Here is a 20606-nt window from a genome sequence, read left to right on the forward strand (position 1 = left end):
CAACTCAATGAATTACGCGTTTTTGCTTAGCTTCATTAATGAAACCTTGCTGAACACTCATTCAAAAGTTGCAATACAAATATTTCTGTTTGCTTACTTCTGCAAGTGCCCACACAGTTTGCTTGGCTTGATAGAATTGTTAAAGAGCGTTTCTCAGCAGCCTTGGCTGCGAGAGGTGCGTATTCTACACACCGTGTGTTTTCCGTCAATACTTTTTTGAAAAAAGATGTTTAAGAAAACTTAGGTTTTCGGCGGCTTCGTTGCCTGCCTCGAACGTGGAGCGCATTTTAGAGATTTAACTCGCCCCGTCAAGCGCTTTTTATGCCTTTATAACTGTTTTTTTGCTGACTGCGTAAAGTTTCGGCAACACGCTGCTTTTCTCACCAAAGCAAGGCCAAACATGACCTATTATTCTCTATCTGCTATAAAGGTCTTAATAGCTTTTTAACTTAGGAGCACACTTATGGCAGATATCCGCAGTTACCATGAATATGAACCAGTTATTGGGGAGCGGGTTTATTTGGATCCCAGCTCCGTTATTGTCGGCAATATCACCATTGGTGATGACAGTAGTGTCTGGCCTATGGTTTCCGCGCGTGGTGACGTCAACAGCATGACCATTGGTAAGCGTACAAATATTCAAGATGGCACGGTATTACATGTCACTCGTAAATCGAACTCGAACCCAGAAGGGCATCCTCTGGTCATTGGTGACGATGTCACTGTAGGCCACCACTGTATGCTGCACGGATGCCGCCTGGGCAATCGCATTCTGGTGGGTATGTCGGCCGTTATTATGGATGACGTTGTCGTAGAAGATGATGTCATTATTGGTGCAGGCAGCTTAGTCCCTCCGGGCAAGCGCTTAGAAAGCGGTTATTTATATGTTGGCAGTCCGGCTGAGAAGAAACGCCGCTTAAATAGTAGTGAAAGTAACTTTTTAAGCCAGTCGGCGCAAAATTACGTTGATCTTAAAGATGACTACCTTTTACAGGTGAGCCCCGTTTCTTAAATTAATGGAAACGTCGGCTTTCAAGCCGGGAAAAACTCAGCAGGCTGGATAAGTCCTTTAGCCGGCCTGCAATAACATGCACCACACCTTCGTGAATTTCGACAATACCTTTTACCCAAAGTAGGTTGCTGGTCAGGAAACACTGCCGAAATTGACGAGCGGTGTGCGCCCACACCACCACATTACTGTTTCCGCTTTCATCTTCCAGCGTTAAAAAGGTGACCCCGCTACGGGTTCCGGGCCTTTGTCGGCAGGTCACTAAGCCAGCCAGTGTGAGCACCTGGCCAGAACGGCAAGTTATCAGGTCTTTGGCCATGACACAGTTTTTTAATTCCGGTGAGTTTCTCAGTAGAGCTAATGGATGCCGGCCTAAAGTCAGACCCGTTGATTCATAATCGGCTTTTATGTTCTCTGACTCATGAGGCGCAGGCAGCTCCCGGGCGGGCTGATCTTTTACATTCGCAAATAGCGGCATTTGCTGATCACTTATGGAAATACTTTGCCAGTGCGCCTGATGTCGATGGCCTGCGATACTCTGCAAAGCATCGGCGCGGGCTAGGGCGCTGATATCGGAGTCCCTCAGCCCACTTTGCCTTAACTCGTGAATACTGGTAAAGCCTTTTTCCCGTCTTTCATTCAGTGCCTGTATGATTCTTGTTTCAGATACCCCCTGAATTTGCCTTAACCCCATACGCACGGTTTCAACAGAGCTCGTACCTTCTTTAGGTAACCAATGGTAATCCCAGTGGCTCAAATTAATATCTGCCGATAGAAACTCAACGCCGTGGCGCTGTGCGTCCTGTACCAATTGCGAGGCCGAATAGAAGCCCATTGGTAAACTATTAAGCAAGCCCACATAAAAAGCCGCCGGATGATAGGTTTTAAACCAGGACGACACATAAGCCAGGTTGGCAAAGCTGGCAGAGTGAGACTCAGGGAAACCATATTGTCCAAAACCGCAAATTTGCTTGAAAAGTCGTTCGGCAAACTCTTGTTTATAGCCGCGCGCCAACATGCCATTGATGAGCTTGTCTTCAAAGCGGGTTAAATGTCCGTTTTGTCCCCATGAGGCCATCGCGCGCCGAAGCTGGTCCGCCTCTCCACCGCTAAAACCAGCGGCCACCATAGCCAACTTAATTACCTGCTCTTGAAAAATAGGAACACCGAGGGTTCTTTCTAAAACCGACTTTACTTCATCGCTGGGGTAATCCACGGCTTCCAGACCGGCCCGACGTCGCAAAAAAGGGTGTACCATGTCACCCTGAATAGGACCAGGCCGGACAATCGCAATTTGAATGACCAGATCATAAAAAGTCCGGGGTTTTAGTCGCGGTAACATGTTCATTTGCGCACGGGACTCTATCTGGAAAATCCCCATAGAGTCGGCGGTTTGCAACTGTTGATAAACCCGACTGTCTTCCTGCGGAATGGTTGCTATGGTGAGTTGCTGGTCATAGCGTGAGTTAATAAGCGCCAGCATTTTTCGTAACGCAGTGAGCATGCCCAGCGCCAGTACATCCACTTTTAACAGCCCGAGACTTTCAAGGTCTGTTTTGTCCCACTGAATAACCGTTCGCTCCGTCATGGAGGCATTTTCTACCGGAACCAGCCGTGATAAGTCATCGGCAGCAATGACAAACCCACCGACATGCTGAGACAAATGTCGGGGAGTGCCCATAAGTTGCTCGGTAAAATGTAAAAGGTGTCGGCCCCGCACCGAATTTGCTACTTCAGGGTGCTGTTGCGCGAGCTGTTGCTGCCAGCTTTGCTCTTTATCGCGCGTATCCAAATGACTTCGATAATACTGCAGCTGTTGCTCACTAAATCCCAGCGCTTTGCCAACATCCCGAAAAGCACTTTTAAAGCGGTAGGTAATAACGGTCGCCGCAAGGGCAGCTCGCTGTCGACCGTATTTTCGGTAAATGTACTGAATAATCTCTTCGCGGCGCTCGTGCTCAAAGTCGACATCAATGTCGGGCGGCTCGTTCCGCTCCTTGGAAATAAAGCGTTCAAACAATACCTGAATTTGCGCAGGGTTAACCGCGGTAATACCCAGACAATAACAAACGACGGAGTTTGCCGCCGAACCACGCCCCTGAAACAGAATACCCTGCTTACGGGCAAAGCGAACTAAGTCGTGAATGGTTAAAAAGAAAGGCTCGTAGCTCTGCTCTTTTATCAGACTAAGCTCTTTCAAATAAAGTGCCTTTACTGATGGAGGCACGCCTTCGGGGTAGCGCCAACGCGCGCCGTCCTCGGTTAACTGCTTTAAGTGTTCTGCAGCACTCATTCCATCAGGTACCAGTTCAGCAGGGTATTCGTAGCGAAGCTCTGATAAACAAAACTGACACTGGTCGGCAATAGCTACGCTTTCTGCCAGCCACTTTTCTGGGTAGCATTGCTGCAGCTCACTTAAGCTACGTAAACGGTGTTCTGCGTTATTGCTGGCTAAACCCGGCTGTTCTGCCAGCGAACTTCCCTGCGCAATAGCGTTCAGAATATCGTATAACGGTTGCTGTTCTGTCGTTGCCATACGGGCGCCTCCCGCACAGGTTACTTTCACCTTAAGTGCTCGTTGCAGCTCAGTCATAGCGTGAAAGTTCTTTTCATCGTCAGCCTGATAATGACGCTCGTACAATAACCAAAGCCGTTGCTTCCATACCGATTTAAGCTTTTCGCCAATAGCAATTAGTTGAGCCTGTCTGAAGTCAGGTTGCCAGAGCAGAAAACATAAAGAGAGCCCGTTAAAAAAATCGTCAATACTGGCCTGGTAATGACCTTTCTCGCTGCGACTACGAAACAAAGTGATTTTTTTACAAAGCTGTGCATAAGCTTCGCGAGTAGGGGCGAGCAATATTATGGTCCCCAGCTCAGGCAGCCGGAACTCACTGCCAACAATGAATTTAATGCGACGTTCCTTTGACGCCTGATAGGCTTTAACAATGCCTGCCACCGAGCATTCGTCGGTTATTGCTATGGCGGTGTAACCCAATTCATCGGCCCGAATGACTAAATCTTCCGGAGCCGCTGCAGATTGTAAAAAGCTGTAGTGACTCAGGCTGTGTAATTCCGCAAATTTATTAAGCACAGAAGGCGATGACATTTCAGCTAAACCAACCCTGTAAATACCACTGGTCAGACTCAAAATAGATCCAACCCAAACGCCCGAATTTGTCTTTCGCGATCCAGTAGTCCCGTGCAACTTCACCTGCGTCCCACCAGCCGCAATGTTTCCGTTCAGGCCCATGCTGTAATTGCCACAAATCTATCGAGGTTACTTGTGCTGGTCGCAACATCCAAAGAGGGCGTTTCGGTGCATTCAATACAGCGTGCGGTTTTTCCCCGGGCGGACGAGCAACCTCACTGTAGCCAGGACGAGGATCATCATTCACTGCCGGAGAAAATACGGCATTTTTGCCTAACTTTGCCTGTAGCCGGCTAATGAGCTGCAGAGTTTCATGCCGATGCTGTTGCGCTCCGAAAAATTGCTCATTGTGTTGCTCAGCACGCAATAATTCATTCGCCACCAGCCTAATTTCTATAACCGGCTCCGGCAAAGGGATGGACTCCATTTTCAACTGCAGCAAAGACAAGAAATTAGACCCTCGCCAACCCGGCTCAGCTAAAGCGACCGGAACAACTGAAGGAGGCTCATTGCGATGCTGCAGTTCAACTTTTACCTGCTGTACCACTTTCTGCCGTTGATAAAGAAAGTTCTCCAGCTCCCCAAATAGCCTTTTTAGCGGGAACAGTAACCCTTGCCAATGAGGGATCTCAGTCACCAGGTCTAAGCTTTGCTGAAAACTTTCCGGGGGCATAAAAAAGTGATGACTTTGTTGCTTCAGCCCTTGCAGCTGCTCCAGATGCAATAACGTTTCCAACCCTAATTGGCGGCCAACTTCCCCTCCGGGCAGTTGCATAAGCTCCCCCAGCAAACGAAACCCCGCAGCTTTGCTGTGCTTCTGCGCTTTCAGGCTTAAACCGGCATTCTGAATGGGTAACTCTGCCAGCAGATTAGCTTGTTTTTCAGCCAAAAGAGAAACAGGAGAACCAAATTCGGCTAACAATTGCGCAGCTAATGAGTTATCCGCAACAGCCAACTGCGAAGTAACCGGTAATTCCTGAACTTTTTGCGACAAGACATTAAATGCGCCATTACGCCCACCATACAATTGTTCCAGGCTGTTCAACTCAATTGCCAGCCCTTGCGGTGGGTACAACACCAGCTTGGCTGCCCACTGATACAAGTAGGAGGCCAACTGCTGCAGGGCTTGCTCTTCACGCTCTGATGAATACTCCATGAGCTGCAGCTGCTCACAAAGCGATATTGCCATAACGGTCTGAAGTTGTGGTCTTACGCCACACTCCAATGCCAGTGCATTGCACTGCACAATAACAGACTGACTGCTCTGTAACTGGTAAAACGCCAGGGGCAATGTGTTGCTCTCAGGCTGTAACCGAACCCTGTTATCCAGCAACAACTGAGGGAAATGACAATACAGCCACATTACTGAAGCGCTACGTTTTCCAATGGCCAGCCAGCTTTACGCTTTAACAAGTCCAGCGTGACGCCTGTTGTGGTCATCTTTAAACGTAACCGATTAGAGTACGCCCGGGCTTCTTCATTAACCGTTGGCTCACTCAGGACCACACCCATTTGTCCTGTTTGCGACGCTTTATACCAACGTCGGACACACTGAGCTGTCGTTGTTTTTTGCTCAAACCAGCCTAGTGCCAAGGCATTTTTTGTTTGCAATACCTGTTCAAAAGCCCAGGCTGCTTTTTCTGCATTCGTTTGAATGACTATCTGCATCGACTTGCTTAAGCCATAATAATGTAACCCCGCCGCCGACAGCCAGGCTGGAGGGTTTATCCAGAAAACGGGCTGATGCTGCTGCACGGCCTGCTTTACCAGCGGCAATAGCAAAGCCTGCTCAGAGAAGGGCACTTGTAGCTGCCACTCATGCAAACCCGGGTATTGCCACCCGCCACCAAGCACTTTGTCCAGCTGCTTAAACCCCGTGCTTAGCGTTGCTGCCTGAGTGTCTGTCGTCTGGCCATGCCAGATAAGCCCCTGTTGGATAAGGGTCTGAATCTTTGTCTGCATAACGCCTCCAATACTGTACATATATACAGTATCATTAATTTTTACTGGTTAGCAACAGACATCATTCCTGGCTTCAGTTATCATTTGCTCATTGTTTATGGTTAGGGCTGGGCGATATGCTGACATCAATACTTATTCCCTTCAGAGTGGTTATTAACTTTTTATGGGGATTAATCACCACCGCTATTATTGGTGTTTCAATTATTGGTATTGGTGTTTTTAAAGTGTTACTGCCATTTAAAACCCCTCAACGCATTTGTTCGCAGCTAGGAAACGGCTTATTCAGAGTCTGGGCATACTGTATGTCGATGATGTTTCAGCTGACCCAACGCATGGACTGGCACATTAAAGGTGACCTGGAACTCCATGAAAAGGGTTGGTATATGGTTATGGCAAACCACCGTAGCTGGGTCGATGTACTGGTATTAATGCACCTGACCCGCCGCCATATGCCAATGCCACGCTTTTTCCTAAAGTCACAGCTTATGTGGGTACCTATTATTGGCTGGGGCTGCTGGGTACTCGATATGCCCTTTATGAAGCGCTATTCAAAAGAGTTGCTAAAGAAAAAGCCCCACTTAAAAGGCAAAGACATCGCAACAACAACGCGTTCTTGCGCTAAATTCCGTCACATTCCCACAACAGTGGTGAATTTCTGCGAAGGCACACGGTTTACTCCGCAAAAGCACAAGAAAAAACAAAGCCCTTTTCGTAATTTGCTCCCTCCCAAAGCAGGTGGTACCGCCTTCTCACTGCAAATTATGGGCGGTCAGTTTGAAGCCATTCTGGACATTACCATTGTTTATCCGGGGAATGATAAGCGCCCGGTAGTCTGGCATCTATTAAGCGGACAGCTGAAAAACGTCTATGTTGATATACAGACATTGCCTATTACTAAAGACTTAATTGGTGATTACGCCAGTGACGAAGCTTTTAGGGCTCACTTTCAACAGTGGCTGAATAAACGTTGGCAGCAAAAAGACCAAACCATTGACGAAATGCGTAAGGAAATTCACAGCACCCGCTAAGGGAGTTTTATAATGGACTTTGAGTTTATAAAAGAGTGGCTTCAAAAATTCGGAATTGACAGTAACCTACAAGAACTGAGCCTTGTTATCAGCTCATTACTCGTTTTAATAGGTTGTTACATTGCTTATGCCTTAGCCCGTTGGATTATTGATCACGCCATTGATCGGTTACTCAGCAAAGCACCAGAGCGTTGGTATAAAGCTTTAGTTAACAGTGGCTTTTTCAAGCGCTGTGCAAACCTGGCTCCTATTGTCGTAATACACAGCTTTATACCTATTCTGTTTATTGATGACTTCGAAAGCTGGCAGTCGCCGCTACGTACCGTTGTAGGGGTTTACCTAACCTGGGTTATCACCAGTATTCTTACCGCCTTAGCTAACGTTATTTCAATTGCCTATGACTACACCTATAAAGCAAGAGAAGTCCCAATTACGGGGGTTATACAGGTGGCCAAGCTCGTTTTGGTGCTGATGGCTATCATTATTACCATTGCCATTATTATGAACAAGTCGCCCATGTACTTACTAAGTGGCTTCGGTGCAATGACCGCTATTTTGATGGTGGTTTTCAGAGATACCTTAATGGGCTTTGTTGCCGGAGTACAATTGGCGACTAACCGCATGGTTGCCATAGGAGATTGGATAGAGCTGACTGACCACGGTGTTGATGGCACAGTGCAAGAAGTTGGGCTTATTTCAGTAAAAGTCGAAAACTGGGATAAAACCATTGTTTATTTACCGACTTATGTTTTGATTCACGAATCCTTTAAAAACTGGCAGGGAATGGTTAATACCGGAGGTCGTCGCATGCGCCGATCACTGATGATTGACCTCGACAGTTCCAAAATTCTTTCCGACGAGCAACTGGATGAATTGGCTAAAAAGCACTTCAAACAGTCCGCAGAAGACTGGTTAGAGGCTAATGAACTGGAAAAGCCGGTCAGTAATTTAACCGTCTTTAGAGTGTTTACTGATAATTACCTTAGAAACCATAAGCAAGTCCGAGAAGACCTCACACTCATGGCTCGATTAATGCAGCCGACAGCTGCCGGTATCCCTCTAGAAATTTATGCTTTTTGTAAGCAAATCGACTGGATGAAATACGAGGCAGTACAAAGTTCTATTGTGGAATACTTGTACAGTGTTATGCCGGACTTTGGACTGAAGAACTATCAGTTTTTAAACAATAATCAGGCCTTCTCGCAGAATGGAGAAGGCGCTTATTGTCAGTACAAACCGGAGTCCTGAATTATTTTTCCAGCAGATAACCGGCCAGATTAGAAAAGTCTTCAAGGAAGTTGTCGCTGTCACGGAAACCCTGTGGCAGCATTTGATACTTACCGTTGACAATAAAGGTCGGTGTTGCGTTAACCCCTAAGTTACTGGCGCGGCGGTCCATTTTAGCGGCTGCAGCACGAACACTAAAACTCGCTATGGCTTTATCAAATTCGTCACCAGAAACACCATTGACCACAAAAACATTACGAATGTCTTGTTTACTGGTCAGCATATTGTTTTTATTGAAGTTATAGTCAAATATAGCAGCGGACAGTTCTTCTTCTTTATCCAGCTTTTGTGCAACCACAAAAGCCTGAGTCATGGTTTCACCCACATTGCCCCGTGGGCTGATGAACGACACATGCGCCTTTTTAAAAGCTTCCGGATATTCAGACTTCATTTCTTTTGCTATGGGTTCAAACCGGTAGCAATGAACACAGTAAAAAGAAAAGAACTCGGTAATTTCCGGTTTACTGGTCGCTTCATCGGCTATCACCTCATAGTGAACACCTTCCTCAAAATCCTGAGCCTGAGCAAAACCTGCTGCTACCATTAATGCTCCGGCAAAACCCATTAACCACTTTTTCATTGTCATTTCCTGTTATCCGTTAAAACCAAGGTTCAGCGGCGCTTCATCCAGCCCCGCTAATTGTTCTTTCAATGCCAGAATCTGCTGTTCCCAATAACGGCTTTCTGCAAACCAGGGGAACGCTCTCTGAAAAGCACTATCTTGCCACCTGCGTGATAACCATGCCATATATTGAATGATTCTGAAACTGCGCAAAGGTTCAATTAATATCAACTGCGCGGTATCAAATTCGCAAAAATCTTCGTAGCCAGTCAGCAGTGCATCCATCTGCAGAGTCTGCTCCTGATGCGGGCCATTCAGCATCATCCATAAGTCCTGGACCGCAGGTCCTGAGCGACAATCGTCAAAATCGACAAAGGTCAGCTTTTCCTCATACTGTAAAATATTACCGATGTGGCAGTCGCCATGCAGACGCTGATAATCAAAGTCTTGCAGAGGTGTAGAACGTAAGCGCTCACTTAAGGGATCAAGAATGGCAAAAAAGGCGTCTTTTAGCTCTGCGGGTAATAAAGCGGATTGCCGTAACTCCGCCACGGACTGCTCCACAAAACCTTCATAGTCGATAGTTTCCCGCACTTTAAACTTGCCCGCCTGAGCCACTGCATGCATGCGTCCAATTTGACGTCCCAGGCGCTCAAGCTCATCCAGGTCATTAGGCTCAAATGCCCGCCCACCAATGCTTGAGTAAACACAAAAACGATAGCCTTCGAACTCATGCAGGCGTTTATTCTGCAGTAGTAAAGCGGATACGGCCGGAACCTCTGCTTGCGCCAGCTCCTCGACAAATGCCAGCTCTTCTTCTATTTGCTCAGTGCGCCAGCGCTGAGGTCTGTAGAACTTTGCCACGTAGCGTTTGCGATCATCGTCAGCAAACTGATAGACCCGGTTTTCATAGCTATTTAGTGCCAGTAAGCCCGAAGCGGGATACAAGCCAACACTCTCTAACGCATTAACAACAAGATCCGGCGTCAGCCCCTGAAAAGCAAAGTCAGACGCGTTCTCTGTAAGGTTACTCATATAAAAAGCGGCTCTGATGCGTATTAGTTATATCCGCATTATCAACCGCTGTTACCACGAAGTAAAACTCTGTGACCTGTTCTTTCAATAAAGAGGGTGGAACCGCTACCGTTATCGGCAATGTACCAACTTCACCGGCCGAAACCTGTTTAGTGGAGTCACCAATCAGTTCAAACTGTTCAAACCCTTTGACCTCTATGCGGTAAGTCATGTCCTGCTGCGACTTATTAACCAGCTTTAAGGTGAAGACGTTTTCAATCTGGCCTTCAATATTTTCTCTGAAAAGCTGGTTCCTGTCTCGCAATACATCAACTTCCAGTGGGACTCGGCTGGCAATATCCCAGACCAATACCGCACTGACCGCCAGAACCATAATAAAGTAACCAATACTTTTCATTCGCCACGGATTGGTCTTCTGCTTTTTGTCTTTGGCCGCCAGGTTACGCTCTGTGGTAAAGCGGATAAGCCCTTTCGGATAGTTCATTTTATCCATAACGTCATTACAGGCATCAATACAGGCACCGCAGTCAATGCACTCGTATTGCAGCCCATTTCGAATATCAATACCTGTCGGGCAAACCTGAACGCACATATAGCAATCGATGCAGTGCCCTAAGCCTTTCTCCGCCGGATCGGCTTTACGTGACCGCGGACCACGCGGCTCTCCGCGTTCTGCATCATACGACACGGTGTAGGTGTCTTTATCGAACATAGCTGACTGGAAACGCGCGTAAGGACACATGTGCGTGCACATAATCTCGCGCATGTACCCGGCGTTGCCATAAGTGCAGAAAGTAAAGAAAAGAACACTGAATGTTGCCCAGAAGCCAGCATCCAGAGTAAAGAAATTCAGGAAGAGTTCGCGTATATCGGTAAAGTAACCGACAAAGGTCATGGATGTTAATAGAGCCACCAGAATCCAGCCGGTTTGTTTACCGGCTTTACGCCAGAACTTATCAAAGTCCATTTTGCGCTCATCCAGCTTAATACGCTTATTGCGCGGCCCTTCAAACTTTTTCTCGAACCACATAAATATGAAGGTCCAGGTTGTTTGAGGGCACATAAAGCCACACCAGACACGTCCAAATATAGTGGTGACAAAAAACAGCGCAACGGCGGCCACAATGGCAAACCAGGCGACAACGGTAAAGTCCTGTGGCCAAAGCGTTAAACCATAAATACGAAAACGCTGCTCCATAATGTCGAGCAGGACCGCCTGTTCGCCCTGGTAAGTGAGCCAGGGAATAATGGCAAAAACGGCCAGTAGCAGGAAGCCAAAGCCACGGCGGAAGTACTCCATCGCACCTTTAATGTCGCGCACATAAATGCGGCTACGAGGGGAATAGTTATTGTTGTGCTTTTGCCCGTCCGGACGTTGAATTTTAACTTTATCGGCGGACTGAACCGTTATCTTTTGTTCCATGAACAATACCACTTAGTATCACGGCGAGGTGCGCACAGTATAACGGATCCTAACTGTTTGCGCAGCTCACTGAGCTGAATCAATAATACAATCAAAAAGTATGTTACAACCAGCTTCCACATCATGCCAGTGCGACCACTCATCGGGCGCGTGACTGACACCGTTTACAGACGGAATGAAAATAAGCCCTGACTCTGTAATTTCAGTAAAAAACTGTGCATCGTGTCCAGCCCCACTGGGCATTTTCAGACACGAATACTTTCTTGCTTTTGCCTTCTCTTCTATCTGCTTTGTCAATTTTTCTGAACATGCCTGAGGATTCAGCCAGCTTACCTGTTCATACTCAAATTTTAAGCGGTGTTTACGGGCAATGGCTGACAACGCCTTATTACAAGAATCTGCGAGCTCTTTCATCACATCCTGGCTCATATCACGACCGACAATAGTAAATACGGCTTCTCCGGGTACGGTATGCGGGCTGCCCGGCTTTAAATCCACTTTACCCACAGTAATACGCGTCTTGTCCGTACCGTCTTCTGCAATAATGCGCTCAATTTCATGAGCAAAGTCAGCCAACCCCATGAAGGCGTCGCTGCGCATGTTCATTGGTGCTGTACCAGCGTGGTCAGCTTTACCTTTTAAGTGCACTATCCATTTGAAAACACCGGATATGCCCTCCACGGCACCAATGGTAATTTCTTTTTGAAAAAGTACCGGCCCTTGCTCAATGTGTAACTCGTAAAAGGCTTTCAGTCGCTCAGGTGGCCAGGCTGCGTCCAGAGCATCCATCACATTCATGCCATGAGCGGCCATGGCGTCTTTTAGGTACACATTATCAGCGTCATGAGCCGACATAAGCCAGTCAGGGTTTAGTACACCTGCAATAGCCTGTGACCCCATCATACCGCCAAAGCGTCCTTCTTCTTCAGCAGTGCCGACCACCCATACAGGATGCTTCAATTTAATGTCATTTTCTTTGATCGAGCGCAAAACTTCGAATCCGGCCAACACGCCCAGTGCGCCGTCAAAAATACCGCCAGCCGGAACCGTATCTAAATGCGAACCGGTAAGAACGGCAGGTTTTTTAAGATAGTCACCAATACCGAAGAACACATTACCGGCACCATCCATAAAGGTTTCAAAACCTTCGGCTTTTGCCTGGTTCATCATCCATTGGCGCGCCTCCATATCGGCATCAGTAAAACCCCAACGGTAGACGCCGTGGTCAGTTTCGTTGTAACCAATATTGGACAGTTCAAGCACGGATTTTTTTAAGCGGTCTGAATTAATACTCAGCATAGTACCTCCTTAGCTTCTGTTTTAAGCGTAGGACATAAACTACGGAGCAACAAAAAGGCACCCATAAAAAAGCCCGCACCAAAAGGTACGGGCAAAGGTTGCACGGGGCAAAGGGGAGCCCCTAGAGGGTTTACGACAGTTTGCGTGCAGTTAAGGCTGCATTAAGTACCGCCGCCAACTTAATTGACGATTGAATTGCTTGTGCTGAAACGTCGTGCTTCAGCAAGGTTTGTACGTGCGAATCAATACACATACCACAACCATTCAGTGCCGATACCGCCAGTGAGAACAACTCAAAGTCGGCTTTATCCACACCCGGGTTCGCCATTGCGTTCATGCGGAGCCCCGCAGGAAGCTTAGAAAACTGTTTATCGCTCGATAAATGCAGGAAGCGATAATAGACGTTATTCATTGCCATTAATGACGCTGCTGTTTTTGCCGCCGTCTTAACGTTTTCTTCAATTTTGCCTTCGGCTTCTTCTTCCACGGCCTGAGTCAGCTCGTTGTCCGACAAAGTGTAAACCAGCGAAAGTGCTGTGCCGTAGAACTGGTCATTTGTTAAACCTGACTGCTCAACGTTTGAGAACAAGCTCGACAGGTTAAGTTTGGTGTCTTTACTGTGATCACCCAGTAATTGTTTGTAGTCTGCAATTGCCATGCTTAACTCCTGAAATACTGTAAAAGCGCCTAGCGAACGCCGATGGCAATGCCATCAGCGCTTAGTTCTAGGAAGTAAACACCGATTAAAGGGTGTCGCCGCCCAGTGCACGGTTACAAGGACACAGCTCATCGGTCTGTAAACCGTCTAAAATACGCACGATTTCTGCCGGATTACGACCCACGTTCAGGTTGTTTACCGATACGTGCTGGATAACGTTGTGCGGGTCAACGATGAAGGTCGCACGTAAAGCAACATTCTCAGCTTTGTCACGAACACCTAATCCGTCGACCAAAGAACCGTCGTCAGCAAAAGAGTATTGGTTCAGGCGGTCAAGGTCAGGGTGCTCACGGCGCCATGCCAGTTTTACAAATTCATTATCAGTGCTGCCGCCCATAACAACGGCGTCGCGGTCAGCGAAGTCTTCATTCAGTTTTGCGAACTCAACAATTTCAGTTGGGCAAACAAAAGTGAAGTCTTTTGGGTAGAAGAAAATGATTTTCCACTTACCTTCAAAGCTGTTGTTGTCGATAGTTTCAAAAGCGCTTTCGCCATTCTCTTCCGGCATGTTGAACTTAGGTTTTGCCGCAATGACGCTGAATTCTGGTAGTTTATCGCCTACTGTTAACATAAATTGTCTCCGTGATTGGGATTTAAAGTGTATTCGTTCCTTAACGAGTCGAGGGCTAGTGTACGGACGGAGACAGATTGGATAAAACGAATAAAACGAATTATGATAATCGGAAATACCAATTAAAAACGCGACGGGTATCTCATGAGTAAATTACCAAGTTTGAAAAACCTAAGTTACCTGCTGGCGCTGCACCAGGAACAAAACTTTAACCGCGCGGCGGCCGAGTGCAATGTTAGCCAGTCGACGTTAAGCAGTGGCATTCAAAATCTGGAAGAGCAACTGGATTGCCAGCTTATTGAGCGTGACCATAAATCCTTTCTCTTTACCGCCTTAGGTGAAGAAATTGTGGAAAAAGCACGGGACATCATTAGCGCGTCGGAAGAGTTACTGCATTATGCTCAGGGGCAGGGCAATATTATGGAAGGGCCGTTAAGGCTCGGCATTATTCCCACCATAGCCCCCTTTGTCATTGGTGAACTCAGTAAAAACTTACAAAACAAGTTCCCTAAGCTACTGCTGCAACTTTCTGAAGATACCACACAAAACTTACTGCACCGCCTGCGTAACGGCGAGCTGGATATTCTGTTACTGGCGCTGCCTATGGACATTCAGGGCAACCAAAAATGGATACTGGGTCGTGACCCTTTCAAACTGGTGGTGCATAAGGAACTGGCGGAAACAGTAGGAGAGCCCGTTGACTACGACAAACTGCCTGATCGCAGTATTTTCCTGCTGGAAAAAGAGCACTGCATGACCGGTCACGCCGTTGCGGCCTGTCAGCTTACCGATTCCATTAAAATGAATCCTTTTACGGCGACTAGCCTACACAGCCTGGTGCAAATGGCAGACGCCCGATTAGGCGCTACCTTTGTTCCGCAAATGGCCATTGACCGGGGAATTTTAGAAAACACCGATTTGGTTTCATTAAAGCCAACTGGTCAGGAAGCTTCTCGTGATATCGGTCTGGTATACCGTCCGACCACCAGTCGTCGGCAAACCTTCCGAAAAATCGCCGAAGAAATTGCGCGCCTGTTGCCGGTCAATACACTCAACTAACGACGTCTGGCCGGTGGTAACGGATAACGTTCCGCCAGGCTGATGCTCTCGCCATCGGGTTTAATTACCCGCGCATGGCGGCGGTTTAACCGGCGCGGATCGGTTACACCGCAGGAGTGCGCAATGATATTGACGCCATACTCCATATATTTGTGATAGTTAGCCGCACGTACCGACTTATTCTCAGGATCCAGTCCCCTCATCAGCTTAGGATCATCCGTTGTTACACCAGTTGGACAGGTGTTTTTGTTGCACTGCATAGCCTGGATACAGCCTAGTGAAAACATAAAACCTCGTGCCGAAGTCACGAAATCGGCACCCATAGCAATAGCCCAGGCCACATCAGCCGGTGTAATCATTTTGCCGGAAACCACAACCCTGACTCTTCCATGCAAGCCCGCTTCGGTCAGTTTATCGATGAGTATCGGCAAGCTTTCCGTCACTCTTAAACCCACGTAGTCCATTAGCGGCTGGGGTGCCGCTCCGGTTCCGCCATCGGCACTATCCAGCGTAATAAAATCAGGAGCTGACTCTTCGCCGCGAGTTAAAATGCAATCTATCAGTTCGTCGATCCATGAAGGATCGCCCATCACAAATTTGAACCCCGTTGGCTTGCCGGTAATAGTACGAACCTTTTCGATAAAATCGAGTAACTCTTCGTTATTGCCTATCTCCGGATGCCGGTTGGGGCTAATTGCGTCTTCGCCTTCAACAATTCCCCGAATTCTGGCTATTTCACTGTTAACTTTAACACCCGGGAGGATACCGCCTTTGCCCGGTTTAGCACCCTGACTCAGTTTAATTTCAAACATTTTCACATTGTCGTGGCGACCAAGTTCTGCCAGACGGTCCTCGTCGAGTCGACCTTCTTTATCGCGAACACCAAACTTCGCAGTCCCCATTTGAAACACAATGTCGCAATGCCCCATTAAATGATAAGGCGACAAGCCACCTTCACCCGTGTTCAACCAACAGCCGGCTTTTGCAGCCCCCTGCGACAGTGACTTAACCGCCACCGGCGACAACGCACCGTAACTCATTCCTGAAATATGAAAGTACGACACCGGAGAATAAGGAGTCTCGCAGTAAGGACCAATAGTAATCGGCTCTGGCGATGTTGCCTGCTCAGCCATAGGCGGGTAAGGAGCGTTGCTGAAAATAATAGTTCCGGTACGACTTAAGTCACGTGTTGAACCAAAGGCAACGTTACGATCAGCGTTCTTGGCAGCCCGGTACACCCAGCTACGCTGCGCCCGGTTAAATGGCATTTCTTCGCGATCCATCGCAAAGAAATACTGACGCATAAACTCACCCATACGCTCAAACATGTAGCGAAAGCGGCCAATAACAGGGTAGTTATGTCTTATGGTGTGTCGGTTCTGCGTCCTGTCAACAACGTACATGATGCCAACAGAAACGACTAACCCAATAATAACCAGAACAAAAGCAGCGGCTAACCACTGCGCTAAAATCAGTAACGAGTCGGTACTAAACACCTTGCTGCTCATGAAGTTCCAATACCTTTTTACAATTGATAACAGTATTAACGGCCAAAGCGACGAACAGATCAAGCACAGTGTCATCAAAATTCCGATGAATGACGTATACTGAAGATAATTCAATAAGAAGGAGAGACCGATGTTCAATCCAAAAGTTGTTTTAACCGCAATACTAGCGGCTTCTTTCAGTACTGCTGCAACCGCTGAAGATGTCGAAACGGAACGTCATAAAGTCAGTGTCAGCACACTTGCTGACGGCTTCACTAACCCTTGGGGTATGACATTTCTTCCGGATAAAAGCATTTTAGTGACAGAACGAACCGGAGATATCTACTGGGTATCAGCTAATGGTAACTACCGCGAAAAAATCAGCGGCACCCCGGAAGTCGTTGCTAAAAGTCAGGGTGGTATGCTGGATATAACCGTTGACCCAGACTTTGAAGAAAACAATTGGGTTTACATTAGCTACTCCGAAGCAGCCCAGGACGACGGTAAAGGCAACAGTACGGCCGTTATGCGTGCCAAACTTAATGACAAAGAATTTACGGATAAAGAAGTTATCTTTCGCCAGGCACCAAAATATGAGAGCAATGCTCACTTTGGTTCACGGTTAGTCTTTTCTCCTGAGGGACACTTGTACATTACCTTAGGTGACCGTTACTCACGTATGGATGATGCACAAACGCTGGATAACCATCACGGTAAAATCGTACGTATTTGGCCGGATGGCAGCATACCGGAAGACAACCCCTTTGTTGGCGATGACAACGCACTTGACGAAATTTGGTCCTATGGTCACCGCAACGTTCAGGGCGCTGATATTCATCCTGAAACCGGAAAGTTATGGTCGGTTGAACACGGCCCACAAGGCGGCGACGAAGTAAATATTCCTGAAGCCGGTAAAAACTATGGCTGGCCGGAAGTGACTTACGGTGTTGACTACGGCGGCGGAACCATCAGCGAGGACGCCGTAAAAGAAGGCACTGAGCAGCCGTTTTATTATTGGGTTCCGTCTATTGCAACAGCTGGCGCCACCTTTTACACGGGAGATGCTTTCCCTGAATGGAAAGGCGACTTCTTTGTTGCTGCCCTGAAAAGCTCCCTGGTAGCCCGCCTGGACTTATATGAAGGCCGCATGATGCATGAAGAGCGCTTATTTGAAGACGCCGTTGATGCACGTATTCGTGACATTAAACAAGGACCCGACGGTTACTTATATTTACTGACCGATGAGTCTGACGGTGCCATTATTCAGATAAAACCAGCGGATTAACCATGTCATATTCAGCAGTTTTAAAAAAACTCACTTACACGGGGCTGCCTTTATTGGCGGCCTCTTTCGTTGTTCATTCGACAGAAGTCGACGAAACCGTCGTGGTGACAGCCACTCAGAGCGAAACACCCTGGCTAACCACTGCGGCCAGCATTGACCGCGTTAACGTCGAAAACACCTTACCCTCCATGAAAATTGATGCCGGTGATGCTTTAGCCGGCGTTGCAGGGATTCAGGCCGACAGCCGTTATAACTACGCGCAGGATACACGCCTGGTGGTTCGCGGTTTCGGTTCACGAGCCGCGTTTGGAGTAAGAGGTTTGCAACTTAATGTCGACGGTATTCCTTTGTCTATGCCCGATGGCCAGGCTCAAACCTCGAGTATTTTTCTCGACAGCATTGATTCGCTGGAAGTTTTGCGCGGTCCGTTAGCTACCTTGTACGGTAACTCCGGTGGCGGTGTGGTTGAATGGTTCAGCCGCAAGCCGACTGAAACTGCACTGGAATGGGGTGGCCAGTTCAGCGAGAACAACACACAGCGGTATAACGTCAATGCCCAATGGGCAACCGACAACAAACAACTGCAAGTTCTGGCGTCAGATTTTCAGACTGACGGCCCGCGCCGACATAACTCCGCCGAGCGCCAGCAACAGGCTGTGCGCTGGTACCATCAATGGGATGATCAGAATCGCTTTATTATCCGCTATGATAATAACGATGCGCCACTATTGCAGGACCCCAGCGCATTAACCCCACAAGACTGGCGTTATGACCCCACCCAGACAGTACAACGGGCAGTTGACTTCAATACCCGCAAGGACATTCATCATCGTCAGGGTTCATTTAGCTGGTTTCATGAACGCGACAATGGCGAGGGCTTACTCTCACTGTGGCAGGGCGACCGCGATATTGAGCAGTTCCTGCCGTTTGCCGGTGATGGTGACACAAGCTCGGGTGCGGTTATCGATGTTTCCCGCCAGTTTGAGGGAGCACATGCACGTTGGCGCCAGCGCGGAGTCAACTGGTCGGCAACCCTCGGCGCGCAAATAGAACGCCAGCAGGATCACCGCTTTGGTTTTGTGAATAACAGCGGTGAAAAGGGCGAGCTGCGTCGCGACGAATTCAACTGGATTGAAAATGCTTCAGCTTATTTGCGTTTTCAGTGGCAGCTGTCTGAAGACTGGTCTGCAACTGGTGGGGTTCGTTACAGTGACATTAATTATGAAGTAAAAGACTACTTTACTGAGCTGGATAACTCCGATGACAGTGGTAGCAGTGACTTTAGTGAAACCACAGCCGCTATTTCGCTTACCTGGCAGTTTCTGCCAACCTCAGCAACTTATCTGAGTTTAGGACAAGGTTTTGAAACCCCGACGCTGACAGAACTTGCCTACCGAAATGAAGGCTCGGGCCTGAACCGCGAGTTGGGTCCATCCACCAATGATCAGTGGGAATGGGGTATTAAGCATCAACTCGATAACAACTGGCGTCTGCATTTCGCTTTCTTTGGTATTGAAAGCGAAGACGAAATTCTCGTAGACCAGTCAAACGATGGGCGTACAACCTACCGTAATGCCTCAGAAACAACGCGCGAAGGGGCTGAGCTGAGCGTTAACGGGGCGCTGACACAAGCGCTAAATGTGCTGCTGTCATACAGTTATATAGACGCTAGCTTTGATGATGGCCCGTTACAGGGTAATCAATTACCCGGCGTAGCAAAGAGCCAGGGGTACTTGCGCCTGAACTGGCAGCCCGCAGAGCAATGGCTGGTTCAGTTAGCGGGGCAGTATAGAAATGAAACGCCGGTTAATGATCAAAACGATACCTTTGCACCGTCTTATACGACTTGGGATATTGCAGTAAGCCGCGACTGGCAGTGGGCAAAAAGCGAGCTGGACCTATGGGCCCGGGTCGACAATATTACGGACAAGGATTACGTTGGTGCTGTTGTTGTTAACCAGGGAAGCGGACGCTCATTCGAACCTGCTGTTGGCAGGCAGGCTAGCGTCGGCATCAGTTGGCGCCGACGCTTTTAAGGCAAATTACAGGCTGGCTCTGAGTACATCGAGCAGGCGCTGCGCCGTCTGCTCCGATGACGCAGGGTTCTGACCTGTAATTAACATGCCGTCCTGAACGGCATAGGCCTGCCAGTCATCAACTTTGCGGTAATGACCGCCTTTAGCTGTCAGTTCGTCCTCAAGTAAGAAAGGGACCACATCGGTAAGCTCTACCGCAGCCTCTTCGCTGTTACTAAAGCCCGTTACTGTGCGGCCCTGAACAATTGGGTCGCCACACGGCGTTTTAGCATTCAGTAATACCGCAGGAGCATGGCAAACAGCGGAAACCGGCTTACCTTTACTCCAGAAGTGCTCAATGAGCTTAATTGAATGCTCGTCGTTCGTTAAATCCCATAAAGGTCCATGACCACCAGGATAGAAAATCGCATCAAAACTTTCCGGATCAACTTCATCCAGCTTGCAGGTTGTCTCTAATTTCTGCTGTGCTGTTGTGTCGTTATCAAAGCGCTTCGTCGCTTCCGTTTGAGCGTCAGGGGAAGTGCTGTTTGGATCGATGGGTGGCTTACCACCTTTTGGCGATGCCAAAGTAACATCCACGCCCGCGTCTGCAAAAACGTAGTACGGAGCCGCAAATTCTTCTACCCAGAAACCTGTCTTATGGTCTGTGTCACCGAGCTTATCGTGTGAGGTTAATACCATTAATACTTTCACTTAG

Annotated in this window: 17 protein-coding genes; 6 read left to right on the plus strand and 11 right to left on the minus strand. The window is 48.0% G+C overall.

What is annotated here, in order from left to right:
* Positions 1–463: 463 nt before the first annotated feature.
* A complete protein-coding gene (locus tag BM359_RS07105) occupies positions 464–1012 on the plus strand; it encodes a gamma carbonic anhydrase family protein (RefSeq protein WP_054489059.1) in 549 nt (182 codons plus the stop codon).
* Position 1013: 1 nt separating this feature from the next.
* Here BM359_RS07105 and BM359_RS07110 read toward each other — a convergent pair whose 3' ends face one another.
* Genes BM359_RS07110 through BM359_RS07120 form a run of 3 tightly spaced genes read right to left on the minus strand, consistent with a single transcriptional unit; the run spans position 1014 to position 6119 of the window.
* Entirely contained in the window at positions 1014–4115 is a 3102-nt protein-coding gene (locus BM359_RS07110) for an error-prone DNA polymerase (protein WP_054489057.1), read from the minus strand.
* A gap of 1 nt (position 4116) precedes the next feature.
* Entirely contained in the window at positions 4117–5520 is a 1404-nt protein-coding gene (locus BM359_RS07115; protein WP_054489055.1) for a Y-family DNA polymerase, read from the minus strand.
* Complete coding sequence (locus BM359_RS07120; RefSeq protein WP_054489053.1) at positions 5520–6119, minus strand: ImuA family protein; 600 nt, start codon at positions 6117–6119, stop codon at positions 5520–5522. The genes BM359_RS07115 and BM359_RS07120 overlap by 1 nt, the downstream gene beginning before the upstream one ends.
* Positions 6120–6235: 116 nt before the next feature.
* Between BM359_RS07120 and BM359_RS07125 the strand changes: the two genes are divergently transcribed.
* Together BM359_RS07125 and BM359_RS07130 are read left to right on the plus strand one after the other, a co-directional pair.
* A complete protein-coding gene (locus tag BM359_RS07125; RefSeq protein WP_054489051.1) occupies positions 6236–7147 on the plus strand; it encodes an acyltransferase in 912 nt (303 codons plus the stop codon).
* A gap of 12 nt (positions 7148–7159) precedes the next feature.
* Complete coding sequence (locus BM359_RS07130; protein ID WP_054489049.1) at positions 7160–8395, plus strand: mechanosensitive ion channel family protein; 1236 nt, start codon at positions 7160–7162, stop codon at positions 8393–8395.
* Position 8396: 1 nt separating this feature from the next.
* Here the strand turns inward: BM359_RS07130 and BM359_RS07135 are convergent, their stop codons facing one another.
* The 6 genes from BM359_RS07135 to BM359_RS07160 form a co-directional block, all read right to left on the minus strand.
* Positions 8397–9014: a thiol:disulfide interchange protein DsbA/DsbL gene (locus BM359_RS07135; protein WP_054489047.1), complete on the minus strand. Its 618-nt coding sequence runs from the start codon at positions 9012–9014 to the stop codon at positions 8397–8399.
* 12 nt (positions 9015–9026) lie between these two features.
* Positions 9027–10031, minus strand: a complete 1005-nt coding sequence (locus tag BM359_RS07140) for a serine/threonine protein kinase (protein WP_054489045.1) — start codon at positions 10029–10031, stop codon at positions 9027–9029.
* Positions 10024–11454 (minus strand): cytochrome c oxidase accessory protein CcoG, encoded by a 1431-nt coding sequence (ccoG, locus tag BM359_RS07145; RefSeq protein WP_054489043.1) that lies wholly within the window; start codon positions 11452–11454, stop codon positions 10024–10026. Before ccoG ends, BM359_RS07140 begins: the two co-directional genes overlap by 8 nt.
* 66 nt (positions 11455–11520) lie before the next feature.
* Complete coding sequence (locus BM359_RS07150) at positions 11521–12753, minus strand: Zn-dependent hydrolase (RefSeq protein WP_054489041.1); 1233 nt, start codon at positions 12751–12753, stop codon at positions 11521–11523.
* Between the two features lie 130 nt (positions 12754–12883).
* Complete coding sequence (locus tag BM359_RS07155) at positions 12884–13411, minus strand: carboxymuconolactone decarboxylase family protein (RefSeq protein WP_054489039.1); 528 nt, start codon at positions 13409–13411, stop codon at positions 12884–12886.
* Positions 13412–13496: 85 nt separating this feature from the next.
* The gene (locus BM359_RS07160) at positions 13497–14042 is read right to left on the minus strand and encodes a peroxiredoxin (protein WP_011235799.1); all 546 of its coding nucleotides are present in this window, start codon (positions 14040–14042) and stop codon (positions 13497–13499) included.
* 144 nt (positions 14043–14186) lie between these two features.
* Here BM359_RS07160 and BM359_RS07165 point away from each other — a divergent pair, with 144 nt between their 5' ends.
* Positions 14187–15101 carry a hydrogen peroxide-inducible genes activator gene (locus BM359_RS07165; protein ID WP_054489036.1) on the plus strand — a complete coding sequence of 305 codons (915 nt, stop codon included), beginning with the start codon at positions 14187–14189 and terminating at the stop codon, positions 15099–15101.
* Here BM359_RS07165 and BM359_RS07170 read toward each other — a convergent pair.
* Positions 15098–16609: an FMN-binding glutamate synthase family protein gene (locus tag BM359_RS07170; RefSeq protein WP_054489034.1), complete on the minus strand. Its 1512-nt coding sequence runs from the start codon at positions 16607–16609 to the stop codon at positions 15098–15100. The genes BM359_RS07165 and BM359_RS07170 overlap by 4 nt on opposite strands.
* 130 nt (positions 16610–16739) lie before the next feature.
* Here BM359_RS07170 and BM359_RS07175 point away from each other — a divergent pair, with 130 nt between their 5' ends.
* Together BM359_RS07175 and BM359_RS07180 are read left to right on the plus strand one after the other, a co-directional pair.
* Positions 16740–17873 carry a PQQ-dependent sugar dehydrogenase gene (locus tag BM359_RS07175; protein ID WP_054489032.1) on the plus strand — a complete coding sequence of 378 codons (1134 nt, stop codon included), beginning with the start codon at positions 16740–16742 and terminating at the stop codon, positions 17871–17873.
* 2 nt (positions 17874–17875) lie between these two features.
* On the plus strand, positions 17876–19909 hold the full coding sequence (locus BM359_RS07180) for a TonB-dependent receptor family protein (RefSeq protein ID WP_054489030.1): 2034 nt from the start codon (positions 17876–17878) through the stop codon (positions 19907–19909).
* A gap of 6 nt (positions 19910–19915) precedes the next feature.
* On the opposite strand, the gene BM359_RS07185 is transcribed toward BM359_RS07180, so the two are convergent.
* On the minus strand, positions 19916–20602 hold the full coding sequence (locus BM359_RS07185) for a type 1 glutamine amidotransferase domain-containing protein (RefSeq protein ID WP_054489027.1): 687 nt from the start codon (positions 20600–20602) through the stop codon (positions 19916–19918).
* Positions 20603–20606: the final 4 nt, after the last annotated feature.

Source organism: Idiomarina abyssalis, from assembly GCF_900116625.1.
Taxonomy (GTDB): domain Bacteria; phylum Pseudomonadota; class Gammaproteobacteria; order Enterobacterales; family Alteromonadaceae; genus Idiomarina; species Idiomarina abyssalis.